The sequence below is a fragment of the candidate division KSB1 bacterium genome, from assembly GCA_022566355.1.
Lineage (GTDB): Bacteria > Zhuqueibacterota > JdFR-76 > JdFR-76 > DREG01 > JADFJB01.
Window position 1 is genome coordinate 1 of the sequence record JADFJB010000118.1, and the last position, 13935, is coordinate 13935.

Consider the following 13935-nt stretch of genomic DNA (forward strand, 5'->3'; position numbering starts at 1 on the left):
AGCAATACTCAGATGCGCCACCACCGATTCGAACAATTGGTCAAATATTGAAAGACCTTAATCTTTCAAAGCCGAGAAAAAAAGGGCGTGGTCAAAGCGAGTACTCTCCCACTATTTTAAATTATAATTTAATTCCGTAGCCATTCTGTAATATTAAGAATCACTTCTAATGCTACATTCCCCTTTTGCTGCATATATTCTTGCGGAGTCGCCATGCCCTCACCGGTCATAAACAGGTGATTAAGGTTTGGGTAATCTATGAATTTTACTTTTTTATGGGTTTGCAGCGCTTCTTGCCAAATTTCAAAATCGGCCATAGTGGCCTGGTAATCCCGTCCACCTTGTAGAATCAGAATAGGTATTGATAATTGTTTGGCAAAAGCAATTTGGTCTCTCTTTTTCAAATCATAATAATAGGAGGCCGCCGCGCCAAATATCATTTCATTCGGCTGAATGGCATTTTGTTCAAGCTTGGAAATTTGATCCATTAATGATTTCAACTCCAATTCTTCTTCGTTGGATTTATTCTCTCTTAGTGATGCTACATATTTCAATTGATCGATCAATGCCTCTTCCAAAGTACGAGCCGGCGCAGCGAGTAGAATTATTCCAGCCAGATTTCCATCCCGAACCGCAATCTCCGGAGCCAGCAAGGCGCCCAGGCTATGTCCGACCAAGAAGATTCTTTCATCGTCAATTTCAGGTCTCTTGCGCAGGAGTTTAATGGCTGCCAGGGCATCCAGGATAACTTCATTTTCTACTGTTGTTTGTCCAGCAATCATTCTCTTGCCATGAATTTTCGTACGTTTATCATACCTAAGAACCGCAATTCCACGAGAAGCCAATCCCCAGGCTAAGTCTCTAAAAGGCTGGTTCGGACCGATGGATTCATTCCGGTCGTTGGGACCGGAACCATGCACCAAGACTGCTGCCGGAACTTTATTTTCTCCTTTGGGAATGCTAATCGCTCCCGGTAATTCCCAGCCGGGTAAACCAAACAGGATTTCATTTTCTGAAAAAGATTCAATATCAACATAATCGGGAGGGCTATAGGTTACTGGAGAAGCTGGTAAAAACCACAAGCCGGAAACTTTTTTTTCGCGATCTAATACAACCCTTACATTTAAGGATGAATTCTCAAATTTACAGAGAATATTTACCTGTTGATATTCACCGGCCAAATCGAGGTCGATTTTCTCTATCGCCTCAAACGCGCCAACCTGTTTTTCAAGCGATTCCCAGGTTGATTTCAATTTTTCGACCGGCATAGCTTTTTGCATGGTACTATCATAAAAAGCCACAGCTTCAATAAAATTTCCTTCATTCAACAAGTTAACAAATTCAGTTCCGACTCTAATCAGTTCATCATTTTCAAACGGATCTGTTTGGCAAACAGCGATCCGTCCAAATGCGAAAATTGCCAGGAAGATTATTATTAATTTAGCAGATTTCATTTTAATCATTTATAAATACACTCATATCAGCTAATTATCTTTTAGTAAGTATCTAGAATTTCAAGTTGAATAGACCCCCGATAAAAGCATTCGGGGGTGACACTTTGGGTTTTCAAATTGGCTGAAATAAGGGTATGAAAGATCGGTTTTTCGTCAATCGAGAACTAAATATCGTACAGCAGTATATCGGGATCTCTTATCATCGAATAAATAGATTAGAAATTTTTCGCGGCAAATCACCAAACCTGGCGCCTGAAATATTCGCAACGATGGCAAATACTACTTTCGATTCCGGGTATAAAATTAAATATGTGGTTCCTCCAACCGAACCACCGCCATGAGCCCGCCAATTGCGACCCTTGTCATCCGTGCCGACGCGCCAGCCAATACCATAGCCGGTTTCTTCGCCGGAATTCTTTTTTTGTGATGTGAAAAACAGATCCAGGGTAGATTGTTTTAAAAAACCGGGTTCCAAATGTGCAGATCCGAATTGGACCAAATCTTCAGTATTTGAAATAAATCCACCGCCGGCCCATTTGTAACTATTATCTACAAATGGCGCATTCAGGGCTTTGCCATTGTCGACGACATAGAACCTGGTTCGATTAACAATGATGCTGTCGGTGTGATCCGCAACCATATTATTAAGTCCAAGCGGTTTGAATACATTGGCTTTCATATAGGATAAAAACTCTTGACCTGCTGCTTTTTCAACAACGGCGCTAATCAAATTCCAACCATAACTGGAATAAGAATAATTATCTCCCGGCATAAACAATAGCGTATCATCTTGAAAAATGAATAAACTCTGGACAACAGTCCTGTATTTTTTACTTGAGAGGAATTCCATGTTTCTATAGTGTCGAATTCCCGCTAAATGTCCCGCGAGTAACCGGGTTGTAACTTTTCCTTTTTTTTGCGGAAATGTTGTGACATATTTTTGCACCGGAGCATCCAGGTCTAATTTTCCTTGTTCGACCAGCAAACCGATAGCCACTGCCGTAACCGGTTTAGAAACACTGCCTATTCTAAATTTTGTCAATGTAGTAACGCGTACCTTGTTTTCAAGATCGGCATAACCAAATCCCTCCGACCAAACAATCTCACCAGCCACACCAACAGCTACCGAAATCCCGGGAACGTGTTTCAGTTCTTGGAAGTCCAGAATGATATTTTTTGCAGTTTTAATTGATTCTGCATATTTAGGTGAAGTTTTCGTCTGGGCAAATAAAGGGACGATGAGCAAAAGAAGGATACAATTTGTTAAGATAACTTTTGCTTTTGCTGATAAATAATTCATAAACCACCTCATGATTTATTAACCTGGATAATTCATAGCCACCAAGACACAAAGCTTTAAAAAATAAAGGTTAAGAAAGATTTATTTTTTATATTGACACAAATTTGGTTCATAGTAATCTTCTTTATAACTTTAATATTCTTAGTGACTTATAGTCTTTATGGCAAAAATTCATGAATAGTGCAGGTTAAGTAAGGATTTTATTTTGTGAACCATTGACTATCTTGAAACCTGCGTTTAAAATAAGTCATTACGTCAGGCTCGAGAATTATTTTTCCGGTAACCATTTTTATATTATCATAACGAAAATAAGATTTATGGTGAACAATCTCCCCCCTATCGACAATGAAATAATTATGGCTCAGGTCAATAATTCTGCCTTGCTTGTAGTTGCTGAAATAAAAAGCGCCTTTGGGGATTTTTGATGGCCCAACTACCAAAAATTCATCATTTTCCTTTCTTAGCGGACTCGCCACATTAATCTTAAATGAAGAACCAACAATCTTAATTTGGAATCCTCGAACCGTATAATCTCCCGGGGCAACATTTGAGAGAACAAAATACCCTCGTGAATTTGTCTTTACCCAATAATTTTTATGAATTATTTTTCCATTATGTTTAAATCTGGCAGCGATAACTACATCCAATCCATCGTGATAGGTTGTTGAACGACCACGATATTCAAATAAATCAACTATTACAGAGCCAATAACCAAAACCGAATTCTGATCTTTGGGTTCCTGAAACGTTGTAACAACGGAGGCACAACCTTCGATCAAAACCAAAATACTTGTTAAAACCGTAAATTTAAACCATTTCATTTTTTTTGACTTTAATCCATTTTGATCTAGAATGCCAAAATAATAAAACACAAGACAACCAAAAAGAAAACCAAAACCAGAAGAAAGGATTTGAAAGTTTGATAAGTTCATCAAACCACAGGTGCATTATTTCTTTTAATGGAAAAATTGAAATGAGCAGGTAAACCCAAAAGCCAACTTTCTTTGAGAAGGCCTTTTCAATAATTCGAACAATAAAATGGGTTATTAAAATTGCTAATAATAAGCCCAATAATAAAATACTATAAAGGGATAATCCTGTCAGCACTAGTTTAGATCGATATGCGCAACTTTCTTAAAAATTATTTATTTTTAAACTCGGGTTTCCTTTTTTCTGTAAACGCCAGGGTTCCTTCTTTTTTATCTTCGGTTCCACACACATCACCAAACAAACTCGCCTCAATTTCAAGACCCTGGGATAGGGGTATATTAACTCCATATTTCACCGCGTTTAACGATTGCCTTACCGCAATGGGCCCTTTGGATAAAATTGTCTGAGCAAGTTTGGTAACAGTGGGAATTAGTTCGTCCCGGGCTACAACTTGATTGACGAGTCCAATTCTCAACGCTTCGTCGGCGTTTATTATATTTCCCGATAGAATCATTTGCAAAGCCATACTGGTACCAACGGTACGGGGCAACCTCTGTGTACCGCCATAACCCGGAATAATTCCCAGGTTTACTTCCGGTTGTCCAAATTTTGCATTACTGGATGCTATTCGGATGTGACAAGCCAAAGCCAGTTCGCATCCTCCACCCAATGCAAAGCCATTAATCGCCGCAATAACCGGACGATCCAGATCTTCTATCTTTGAAAAAATCATTTGACCTCTTTGGGCGAATGCTTTACCATTAGGTCCGTCTAGAATTTGTAATTCAGTGATATCTGCTCCCGCAACAAAAGCCTTATCCCCCGAACCCGTTACGATAACAGCACCTATCGACGAATCACTCTCAATTTTTCCTATTGCTGTTTCCAACTCATCCATTGTCTTGGAATTAAGAGCATTGAGTACCTTCGGTCGATTGATAACGATTCGTGCGATTCGGTCTTCAACATCGAAAACAATGTTTTCAAAATTCATCTTTCCTCCACGCGGGTTTAAAAATGCCAATTTGTATAAGCGATGAGAACTGTACTATAACAATTTGATTCAGGATATAAATTATTTAACGGGAACTGACTTTCAAGTAATATTTGGCTCTTTAAGAGCCTCCGAAATGAAATCAGTCAGACCAAATTTTCTTAATATCGCTTGGTTGATTGACAAAATAGGTTGGGTTCAAATCATGTAAACTGGAATGCGGTGAATAGCCAAAACCGGCAGCACACACATCTACTCCGGCTGCCTTTGCCGCATGGATATCATACTCAGTATCTCCGATCATTATCGTGTTTTCGGCTTTTTCATCGGCCAATTGCATCGCCTTAAAAATTATATCCGGTGCAGGTTTACGATTATCCACATCTTCAGGACCCAAAATTACCGAAAACTGGTGGTCTATTCCTAATCCCCGGAGTATTTTCCTGGCAAATTTACCGGGCTTATTGGTAACCACCATTAAGGTAACATCTTTATTTGAGAGATACTGCAACAGGTTTGATATCCCTCCAAACAGTTGAGTCTGGTTTAAAACATTCTGATAGTATATTTCACGGAAACGATGAATTGTTTCTTTGGGGTTAATATCAGCATGGTTATCCGTCAGGCATTTTACAAATAGATCCGGACCAGGGCCAATCGATTCCTTCGCTTCCTCGAGAGATAGATATGGAATACCCAGCTCTTTTCTTAAAACATTCATACTATAATGGACATCTGCTGCGGTATCCACCAGGGTTCCGTCCAAATCAAACAATGCTAATCGATAACCATTTTGTTTCATAAGTACCATTCCATACTCTTCTTATTTCTTATACCAGTCGGAATCCTGGTCAAATACTCTTTTCAATTTCAGTTTCTGTTGATGTCTTTCGACTGCCAATCGGATCAATTCATCCAATAAATGGGGATATGATAACCCTGACGCTCCCCACAATTTTGGGTACATACTGATCGCAGTGAACCCGGGTATTGAATTAATTTCACTGATATAAACATTGTCTTTACCCAAAAGAAAGTCGACTCTCGCCATTCCTTCGCATCCGATCAACGAATATCCTTCTACCGCAATCTTTTGAATTTTTGAAATAATGTCTGCAGGTAATTTTGCCGGAATCTCGAGCTTAGAGGCATCATCAACATATTTTGAATCATAATCGTAAAATTCACCGGAAGGGATCACTTCCCCTGGAACTGATGTACGCGGATTTTCGTTACCCAGAACAGATACTTCAATCTCCCGGGCATTTGCAACACTTTCTTCAAGAATAATTTTTCTATCATACTCGAAAGCAACTCTTATCCACTCTTTCAATTCCTGGCGATTATGAGCTTTATTAATGCCAACGCTGGAACCCATGTTAGTCGGTTTTACAAAAATCGGGTACGCCAATTCGGTTTCAATCTTTGCAATTTCTTGATCATCCTTTAAAGGATCAGCCGAAATATTATAGGATAAAAAATTGACTACCGGTAATCCAACCGAACGAAACAAACGTTTTTGGACGACTTTATCCATGGCTACAGAAGACCCCAAAACTCCTGCTCCAACATAAGGGACATCCATCAATTCGAACAGGCCCTGTATTGCACCATCTTCACCATATGTGCCATGCAACACTGGAAATATAACATCAAATTTTTCATCGGATTGAGCACTAGAAACATCTTGTTTGGAAAATTGACTGACTAATTTATTATCCTCAGTTGGATCCGGTTGCAGCAACACTTTTAATTTTAGCGGAATTCTATCCGTTTTTAGCATTTGCAAAGCATCAGGATGACAAATCCATCTGCCTTCACGAGTAATTCCCACCGGAATAATCTCATACTTTTGGGGATCTAATGCACCTATTACACTTGTTGCTGAGACTAAAGACACTTCATGCTCAGCTGAACGCCCTCCAAAAATTACAGCAACCCGGATCTTTTTATTCATATATATATCACTATTAAGTCTTAATCGTTTGTTATGGTTAAAGTAGTTTGATTTTTCTTGAAGAATTGTTTCAAGCTTTTAAATAATGACTTTGCAATTTTATTTTGGAATTTTTGGGTGCCCAACAGATATTCTTGTTTTGGTAAAACCATGAATGCAGCCTCAACCAATACCGCCGGCATACCGGTTGGTTTGCATAGCACTAAATTGGCAAAACGAACTCCCTGGCTCGGCAATTTAATGTCCTTAATTAAATTATTTTGAATCATTCTGGCCAGTGGATAGCTTTGCTGATGATAATAATAGGTAACGGTTCCGCGTTTACGATACGGGTCAAATCCATCCGGTAAAGAATTATTGTGAATACTTATGACCACATCCGGCTGAACAAAATTAATCAATTTCAAGCGTCCGGGAACAGTCATTCCTTGTTCTTCGGAACGAGTTAATAGTACGGTCGCTCCGCCCTCCTCTAATAATTTTTTAAGAATTTCTGTTATTTTCCAGTTAACTTCTCGTTCTTCCAATCTTGACGGACCAATCGCACCTTCATCAGGAAGATGTCCTGCATCCAGCATAATCAACTTTCCCATTAAAGGCGCTTCAACAGACTCAGATTTCGGTGGATGTTTTAGTTCTAACAATAAATGGTTGTCCTGGTAATAAGCAAAATATCCCCATTGCTGCTTTAAATTCAATTGAAAATTTAGTACAAGCTTATCATCAGTTTTATTTTCCCAGGTTATTCTGTCAACTAGAATGGTGGAATTGGTTAATACAATATTTTGTCCAGCTTGAACATTCCAAATGATTAATTTTATTGTTTTTTGATCTCTACTCTGCACAACCAGGAATGGCATTTTATTAGATAAAGGAATTCTTATTCTCGATAGTCCTTCTAATTCTTCAAAGTGAATCTTATCGATTTCTTGAACATGTAGTTGAATATCGCTTTCCAACCACTTAAAATTTCTCTCGTTTATCCATCCAAAAGTTTTACCAAAAGCCACTCGCCAATATTTTCCTTTCCTGCCCGTAACTCGAAATTGTATCCCAACCGGAAGGAACAAATCATGTTGGTTTCTACCAGTTGTTTTTACAGTTGTCATCTCATTGGTAAGCTCTATTAATTGTGCCATCGGTTCGGTAATAATCGAAATATTACCAAATGAATGGATGATCACATTTCCCTGGGAATTTTCAATTCTGAGTTTTATTAATCGATCCTTTATTGGATTCATTTTGTCAATTTCAAATGTACCAACCAGACCACCATTAGCAGCACTTGTTTTGATATTATCCACCAACAGCAGATTCCCGGAATAAAAATCAGGATGAACTTTACCAGCAGTGAGGGGAAACCAATCATTTGTGTTATCAATCTTAAAGGACACCTTACTTCCCGGTGTTGCCCGGACAGATACTTTTAACTCATCATCGGATGTGAGAATTAAAGGATGTTTTGGTTCAATAGAATCATAATCTATCATAAAGGTGTCATCTGGTATTTCGGGTGTATGGTCAACATAAATGGGAACCTCATATTTCGCAGTATCACCATCTGCAGTTGCTATACAATGAAAAACGAAATCGCCTTTTTGAACCGGCAGATAGACCATAAACGCGCCATTTTTATATAGAGAGACCTTCTTTCCATTGATAGTAAATCTTGAATGAGGGGGTTGAACATTTCCGTAGATGAAATGATGACCATTTTCCTTTAGGCATTGACCTGCAACCGGATAAACCACATCAATTTTTGGATTTCCATTCGATGGCAGCAAAACCATGAGGAATGCCGACAAGAAATTGAGCAAGATTTTAAACTCCTTTTTGACTAAATTATACGCATAAAATCGGCATAAGAATCCATAAAGATTAACAAGAACTTGCTTAATTCATTCATGGCTAAAATAAGCCTCTAAAAGTAAAAAGTCATGATAAATTTTTACAAAATAAATCTATTTCAATCAATAATAATGGATACTTTGACATAATTCCTTGTATTGATCGCAATCCAATTCGTGAGACGTCTCTTTAGACCAAACTTGCTTTTGATATTATTTTTGCTAAAATTAAAAAAAACAAAAGAACTCTTGTGCCATCAAGCGAAAAAAAATTCATATCTATTGTTGGGAATATTGGAGTAGGTAAAACCACCTTTGCTGAATTTCTGGCCGAACAATTTGGTTGGAAAGTATACTACGAAAGCGTTATCAATAACCCTTACCTGCCAAAATATTATGATGATATGAAAAGATGGAGTTTCCATCTTCAAATTTATTTTTTTGCAAAGCGCTTCAAAGACCAATTAGAGATCAACAAAAGTTCACAATCAGGCATTACCGATAGGTCTATTTTAGAGGACCCAAAAGTATTCGCTCGTATGTTGAATCAACAGGGACACCTAAGCGACCTGGATTTCAAAACCTATCTTGAATTATTTGAAACTTTCCAACCCTTTTTGCAAAAACCAAATCTCTATATTTACCTAAGAGCATCTACCTGGACACTCATCTCTCGAATAAGAAATCGTGGCAGAGAATTCGAAATGGGAATCACCTCAGAATTTTTACACCGATTAAATACTACTTATGAAGAATGGATTCGAGAACTCACCACAACTGACAATTTAATTATCATCGACACCGATAAATTTAATATTGAAAAAGATGACGAAAAACGAATTCATTTTCTTAAAATTATCCAGAATCGGTTGAATCAACCGGTTATCGGTTCCCCAATAATCGAATGATAGATAATCCTCGAAAGTTTCGCATTGATGTACAGCTCTCTTCCGGTACTCAACTCTATGAACGCAATGCCAACTTCTGCACCGGATTCATCGATTAATTTTGTTAATACAGTAGTCAAGTTTTCGAATTTGTTCATGGGGTTGTCGCTCTTTTTGTCACAAGCATACAACATAAAGAAAAGTAAATTCATAAAAATAATGACCTGTACTATAATTTTCTTCAATGTAAATCTCTATTTCATTTTAATTAAGCGGATATTTTTCTCAATTTTTCGATAGCTTTTGTATGACAAGAAAATGCCAATTCCGGCAATTCATCATGCAGTTGGAAATAGCCCACCTCCATCGCGTCATCACCTGCTTTAAGCTTTCCCCCTTTAATTTTAGCATAATATAAAATTACGACAACGTGATAGCGCGAATCGTCAAAGGCATTAAAGACCTCAAATACATTACCTATTTCAATATCCAAATTGGTTTCTTCTTTGATTTCCCGGAGGAGGGCATGTTGAATGGATTCCGAATATTCTACAAAACCTGCGGGTAAGGACCAATAACCAGCTCGAGGTTTATATTTTCGCTTGACCAATAAAATCTCCTCATTTTGAAGTAATATTGCTCCGACAGCCGGAATAGGATTTTGATAAAATATAAACGAACATGATCCACAATGGAGGCGACTTACGCCATCAATTAAATCTGATTTTAGAGTAAAACCACATTTGGGACAGTATGTATAACCATGAGGATTTACTGCATTTTCTATTGAGCTCATATTCAATATCTATTCCTCTTCACTTATATGTAGCTTTGCTCCAAGTATTTCAATGGCAGAAGGAAATATTTGGACTTGAACCGGTAATTCGCCAAATGCGTCACCATCTGCCTGGTATGGAACTCGTCCGGCAGAATAAATCAACAGATTTTTTGCCTGAAACAAATTCGTATCCGGTGAATCCAGTTTTTTATGAGATATTACTTTTAGTATAAAACGAATAAAGCTAAACAAGCCATCACCCGTGTACATAAAAACATCAAAAATGCCATCATCACAATGGGCATTTGGTGTTAAAGTATATTTACCGCCGTACAATTTTGTATTACTCACAACGACAAATAAAGCATCTTCATCTAATCGCTTACCATCAACAACAAGTTGTATTCGGTGCGACTTATATTTATAGAGTTTTTTAAGCCCACCAATGGCATAAGCATATTTACCAGTAAATCTTTTTAATTGTAAATTTGTATGTTCAATAGCCAATGCATCAAATCCGCAGCCAAGCATAAGCCCAAAGTATCGACCATTGGCAATACCCACATCTATTGTCACGGAGGTGCCATTCATCATTACATCAGCGGATTTAAGAGGATTCAGTGGAATATTTAGCTCTCGGGCTAACCCATTACTCGTTCCCAATGGCAAAATCCCCATTTGAATGGGATTTGGCATCAAACCATTGATTACTTCATTCACGGTTCCATCGCCTCCTCCTGCCACTACAATGTCAAATTCTCCGGAGTCTACAGCTTGCCTGGCTACCTCAATTGCATCACCACCTCCCACTGTTTTATACAAATCAACTTCATAGCCGCTTTTCTCGAATTTGGAGATAATGGAAGTCAATAAAAGACTAACCTTCAATCGTTGCGAATTCGGATTGACAATTAATTTTATTCGTTTGTAATTAGATTCCAATGTGTTGCCTTCTCAAATACCATTTGCTAGTCTTGTGAGTTTTCACTTTCTGCCTTATTGTTAATGAAACGGATCATCCCGGACTCAATTAATGCTGATATCGCTAATAATGGTAAAACAATCAAATAAAATACCGAAAGACGGTCTAGGAAAATTTGTTGCATTGTATTAAATTGCTTTGTGAAAATAAGATGAATCCCGACTTCCATACCCAGTGAAAAGCTGATCCAAACTGCAGGGAGTTCAAATAAAGCAATCGGGTTTAGAAAAAGATATAAAATACTCTCTTCTTGCATAGTTTGCCTGACAACAATACCAACATTTAGTCCGGTCCAGATTACAAGCACATAAGGCAAGATAACTAAAAAGCCGGAAACATAACCAAAAAATAAGTTGATTGAATTAAAAACAAAAATAAAAACGAAGATGAATAACATTCCATTAAATTTTTGAACAACATATTCGATTTTATGATAGATCCAATTCGGGTAAGCAATAAGCCATCCAATATTTTTTTCTAGCACTATATCGGTTAAAAGAATACCCAGAAAGAACAATACCGCACTTAATGCAATTAAGTGGCCATTCAACATAGTTAGAGAATGAATAAAATCTTCCAGCATAATTCTTTTCAGGATCTTGTTTATTCAGCAGCTAATAAATTCAGAACACAAAATTATTATAATAGAAAAATTTCTATGCAAACAAAATGATGATAATTTAATCGAAATTTAAATAAAAAAATTGAAAGGAATAAAACTCAAAGAGTAAGATTTTGAAGCTTATTAAGAAGCAGCTTTATTCTTTCGATACCGGGGTTGGTCCCAAAACTGGAACCTTTTTTTTATTGGCTGGACCGGATATTGCGGATATTCTTTTTCCAATATACTTAATGGGTTAGTAGCAGTTGTTAGAAGTTCCAATGCATCACGAAGGACTTCACGTTGCAATTCTGCAAAATTTGGTGGACCTACAATATGACCCGGGAGGAAGCCCACCGGATAAACTATTCGAGAAACATGATAAAGCCTACTTAGTCTTGGATATTGGGAAATTGTCACAGATGGAATCCCACGATCTTCAATTGCTTTTTGAATAATTGCAGAATTTCTATGACCCAACACTCCTGCGCCAAGAACAATTGCAGCATCTGCTTCTTCAGCTTCAACCAGTTCCGCGATCTTCAATGCAAGATCACCCTTAACATTCTTCGTTATTATTTGTGCAGAATCCACACAGATATGATTAGGTGTCGGAGAAAGTATAAATCCGGATTCTGCCAATTCTCTAATCCGTTCAATTGGAAAAGCACAATTTATATCTTTCTGAATGGCTTCAAGTACCGGATATTTATGCAGTAAATGCAAATCATTCGCTTTGGCATCGTAGGGAATTAAATAGTAAGCATACTGGAGTTGGTTTACCGGGATGAGCCTGGGAGCGATAGGTGAAGTTGAAATAATGACGACTGCTTTTCTATTCAAATCACCTACAAACCGGCTAAAGGGTATTCCACGAACGGGTTTTGTAGCTGTTTCAGTATTAATATGCATTTAAAATAAATCCCAATAGGGGTATTTAATAAATTTGGAGTATACGATAAATGTTAAAATATATTAACAATTATTATATCAATTTTCAACAAAAAATAATGAAGAATGAATTCAAAACTTAGTTTATTGTTTCGATTGACTGTAATGCTTAAATGATTTTGATATTTCGGTCGCTTGTTTTTCATTGACTGGAGAGAAAGGCATTCGAGGATCTCCCGGTTGGTAGTTTGCCATTTTCATAAGCTCTTTCAATCCTGGAATACCGAATTTACCTAATGTGTCCTTTGTCAGTTTAATAATATTTGTCATTTTCTCGACGGCTTTTTCGGTTTGGTTTTGTTTGCAAAGTTGATAAACTTCACAAAGCTCTTGAGGCAATGCATTTGCAATCGCTAAAATCGCGCCATCCGCTTTCATCTGCAATGAAGCCACCAGTGAATTAACATCCCCAACTAAAACATTTATTCCTTCTTCTGTTTCTACAAGATCAAAAACGCGAGATAAATCACCGGTACTGTCTTTGGTTCCAACAATCCTCTCATGCTGGCACAATACTTTTACTAATTCAGTTGTTATACTTACTCCTGTAAATTGAGGAATATTATACAAGAAAATAGGTAAAGAAATTTTATCTGCGATTGCCAGATAATATCGCCTAAGAAATACAGTAGTAATCTTAGAAATATAATAATGTGGAGTTACTATCAAAACTCCATCAGCGCCAATTTTTGCTGCCTGATCTGATAATTGAACTGTTTCAAATACTGAGTGACATCCAACTCCAGCCAGCATTACCTTATCTGAAGGGATCAGCTCTCTAGCAGCTTGCATGATTTCGATCTTTTCAGAATAGGTAAGCGAAACGAACTCACTCGTAGATCCAAGAATCAGATATCCTGAAACGTTGGATTTGTTCCATAAATCAAAATTATGCGCTAAGGCATCAAAATCGATTTTTTCATTTTTAAAAGGGGTTATGGCTGCAATAAAAATCCCTTTATGTTTCATAATTCTATCGACCTCATAATTATTTCGTATTCAAATTCGGTTAACCTGACTTATTCATAAACCTTATAATTGGTATCCAAGAAAAGATCATTTCACGCTATTTTCATGCTTAACTTTCTGCTTTTTCATATGTATGGAAATAGATCCCGTTCACGCAGGCTGTCGCAGAATGCGCAATATCATTAAAATGTCATTCTGAGCGCCTGCGAAGAATCTTGCTGGTACAACCCTTAATAACTTGATTATACTAGAGTTAAAACGAGTTTCAAACAAGATCCTTCACTC

General features: G+C 37.4%; 14 protein-coding genes. 1 reads left to right on the top strand and 13 read right to left on the bottom strand.

Going from position 1 to position 13935, the window contains the following annotated elements; genetic code table 11:
* Positions 1–128: 128 nt before the first annotated feature.
* From IIC38_16650 to IIC38_16680, 7 genes are all read right to left on the bottom strand, one after another.
* Positions 129–1463, bottom strand: a complete 1335-nt coding sequence (locus IIC38_16650) for an alpha/beta fold hydrolase (GenBank protein MCH8127564.1) — start codon at positions 1461–1463, stop codon at positions 129–131.
* A 190-nt stretch (positions 1464–1653) separates the two neighbouring features.
* Positions 1654–2754, bottom strand: a complete 1101-nt coding sequence (locus tag IIC38_16655) for a beta-lactamase family protein (protein MCH8127565.1) — start codon at positions 2752–2754, stop codon at positions 1654–1656.
* A gap of 200 nt (positions 2755–2954) precedes the next feature.
* On the bottom strand, positions 2955–3686 hold the full coding sequence (locus IIC38_16660) for a hypothetical protein (GenBank protein ID MCH8127566.1): 732 nt from the start codon (positions 3684–3686) through the stop codon (positions 2955–2957).
* A 209-nt stretch (positions 3687–3895) separates the two neighbouring features.
* Entirely contained in the window at positions 3896–4678 is a 783-nt protein-coding gene (locus IIC38_16665; GenBank protein MCH8127567.1) for an enoyl-CoA hydratase/isomerase family protein, read from the bottom strand.
* Between the two features lie 142 nt (positions 4679–4820).
* On the bottom strand, positions 4821–5480 hold the full coding sequence (locus tag IIC38_16670) for an HAD-IA family hydrolase (protein MCH8127568.1): 660 nt from the start codon (positions 5478–5480) through the stop codon (positions 4821–4823).
* 21 nt (positions 5481–5501) lie between these two features.
* Positions 5502–6635 (bottom strand): D-alanine--D-alanine ligase, encoded by a 1134-nt coding sequence (locus tag IIC38_16675; protein ID MCH8127569.1) that lies wholly within the window; start codon positions 6633–6635, stop codon positions 5502–5504.
* Positions 6636–6655: 20 nt separating this feature from the next.
* Positions 6656–8452, bottom strand: coding sequence for an N-acetylmuramoyl-L-alanine amidase (locus IIC38_16680; protein MCH8127570.1), 1797 nt, complete (start codon positions 8450–8452; stop codon positions 6656–6658).
* A gap of 281 nt (positions 8453–8733) precedes the next feature.
* Here IIC38_16680 and IIC38_16685 point away from each other — a divergent pair, with 281 nt between their 5' ends.
* Entirely contained in the window at positions 8734–9390 is a 657-nt protein-coding gene (locus IIC38_16685; protein MCH8127571.1) for a deoxynucleoside kinase, read from the top strand.
* On the opposite strand, the gene IIC38_16690 is transcribed toward IIC38_16685, so the two are convergent.
* From IIC38_16690 to IIC38_16715, 6 genes are all read right to left on the bottom strand, one after another.
* Positions 9357–9614: a hypothetical protein gene (locus IIC38_16690; protein ID MCH8127572.1), complete on the bottom strand. Its 258-nt coding sequence runs from the start codon at positions 9612–9614 to the stop codon at positions 9357–9359. The genes IIC38_16685 and IIC38_16690 overlap by 34 nt on opposite strands.
* 23 nt (positions 9615–9637) lie before the next feature.
* Positions 9638–10165, bottom strand: coding sequence for an NUDIX hydrolase (locus tag IIC38_16695; GenBank protein MCH8127573.1), 528 nt, complete (start codon positions 10163–10165; stop codon positions 9638–9640).
* Positions 10166–10174: 9 nt separating this feature from the next.
* Positions 10175–11089: a diacylglycerol kinase family lipid kinase gene (locus IIC38_16700; GenBank protein ID MCH8127574.1), complete on the bottom strand. Its 915-nt coding sequence runs from the start codon at positions 11087–11089 to the stop codon at positions 10175–10177.
* A gap of 26 nt (positions 11090–11115) precedes the next feature.
* Positions 11116–11712 carry a stage II sporulation protein M gene (locus tag IIC38_16705; GenBank protein ID MCH8127575.1) on the bottom strand — a complete coding sequence of 199 codons (597 nt, stop codon included), beginning with the start codon at positions 11710–11712 and terminating at the stop codon, positions 11116–11118.
* Between the two features lie 162 nt (positions 11713–11874).
* Positions 11875–12642, bottom strand: coding sequence for a hypothetical protein (locus IIC38_16710; GenBank protein ID MCH8127576.1), 768 nt, complete (start codon positions 12640–12642; stop codon positions 11875–11877).
* A gap of 123 nt (positions 12643–12765) precedes the next feature.
* Positions 12766–13650, bottom strand: a complete 885-nt coding sequence (locus IIC38_16715; protein ID MCH8127577.1) for a dihydrodipicolinate synthase family protein — start codon at positions 13648–13650, stop codon at positions 12766–12768.
* Positions 13651–13935: the final 285 nt, after the last annotated feature.

What these genes read in the sequence shown, in the direction of transcription:
- IIC38_16670 (MCH8127568.1), bottom strand. Translation starts at nt 5,480, where the DNA reads ATGAAACAAAATGGTTATCGATTAGCATTGTTTGATTTGGACGGAACC.
- IIC38_16710 (MCH8127576.1), bottom strand. Translation starts at nt 12,642, where the DNA reads ATGCATATTAATACTGAAACAGCTACAAAACCCGTTCGTGGAATACCC.
- IIC38_16660 (MCH8127566.1), bottom strand. Translation starts at nt 3,686, where the DNA reads ATGAACTTATCAAACTTTCAAATCCTTTCTTCTGGTTTTGGTTTTCTT.
- IIC38_16655 (MCH8127565.1), bottom strand. Translation starts at nt 2,754, where the DNA reads ATGAATTATTTATCAGCAAAAGCAAAAGTTATCTTAACAAATTGTATC.
- IIC38_16665 (MCH8127567.1), bottom strand. Translation starts at nt 4,678, where the DNA reads ATGAATTTTGAAAACATTGTTTTCGATGTTGAAGACCGAATCGCACGA.
- IIC38_16705 (MCH8127575.1), bottom strand. Translation starts at nt 11,712, where the DNA reads ATGCTGGAAGATTTTATTCATTCTCTAACTATGTTGAATGGCCACTTA.
- IIC38_16650 (MCH8127564.1), bottom strand. Translation starts at nt 1,463, where the DNA reads ATGATTAAAATGAAATCTGCTAAATTAATAATAATCTTCCTGGCAATT.
- IIC38_16715 (MCH8127577.1), bottom strand. Translation starts at nt 13,650, where the DNA reads ATGAAACATAAAGGGATTTTTATTGCAGCCATAACCCCTTTTAAAAAT.
- IIC38_16695 (MCH8127573.1), bottom strand. Translation starts at nt 10,165, where the DNA reads ATGAGCTCAATAGAAAATGCAGTAAATCCTCATGGTTATACATACTGT.
- IIC38_16675 (MCH8127569.1), bottom strand. Translation starts at nt 6,635, where the DNA reads ATGAATAAAAAGATCCGGGTTGCTGTAATTTTTGGAGGGCGTTCAGCT.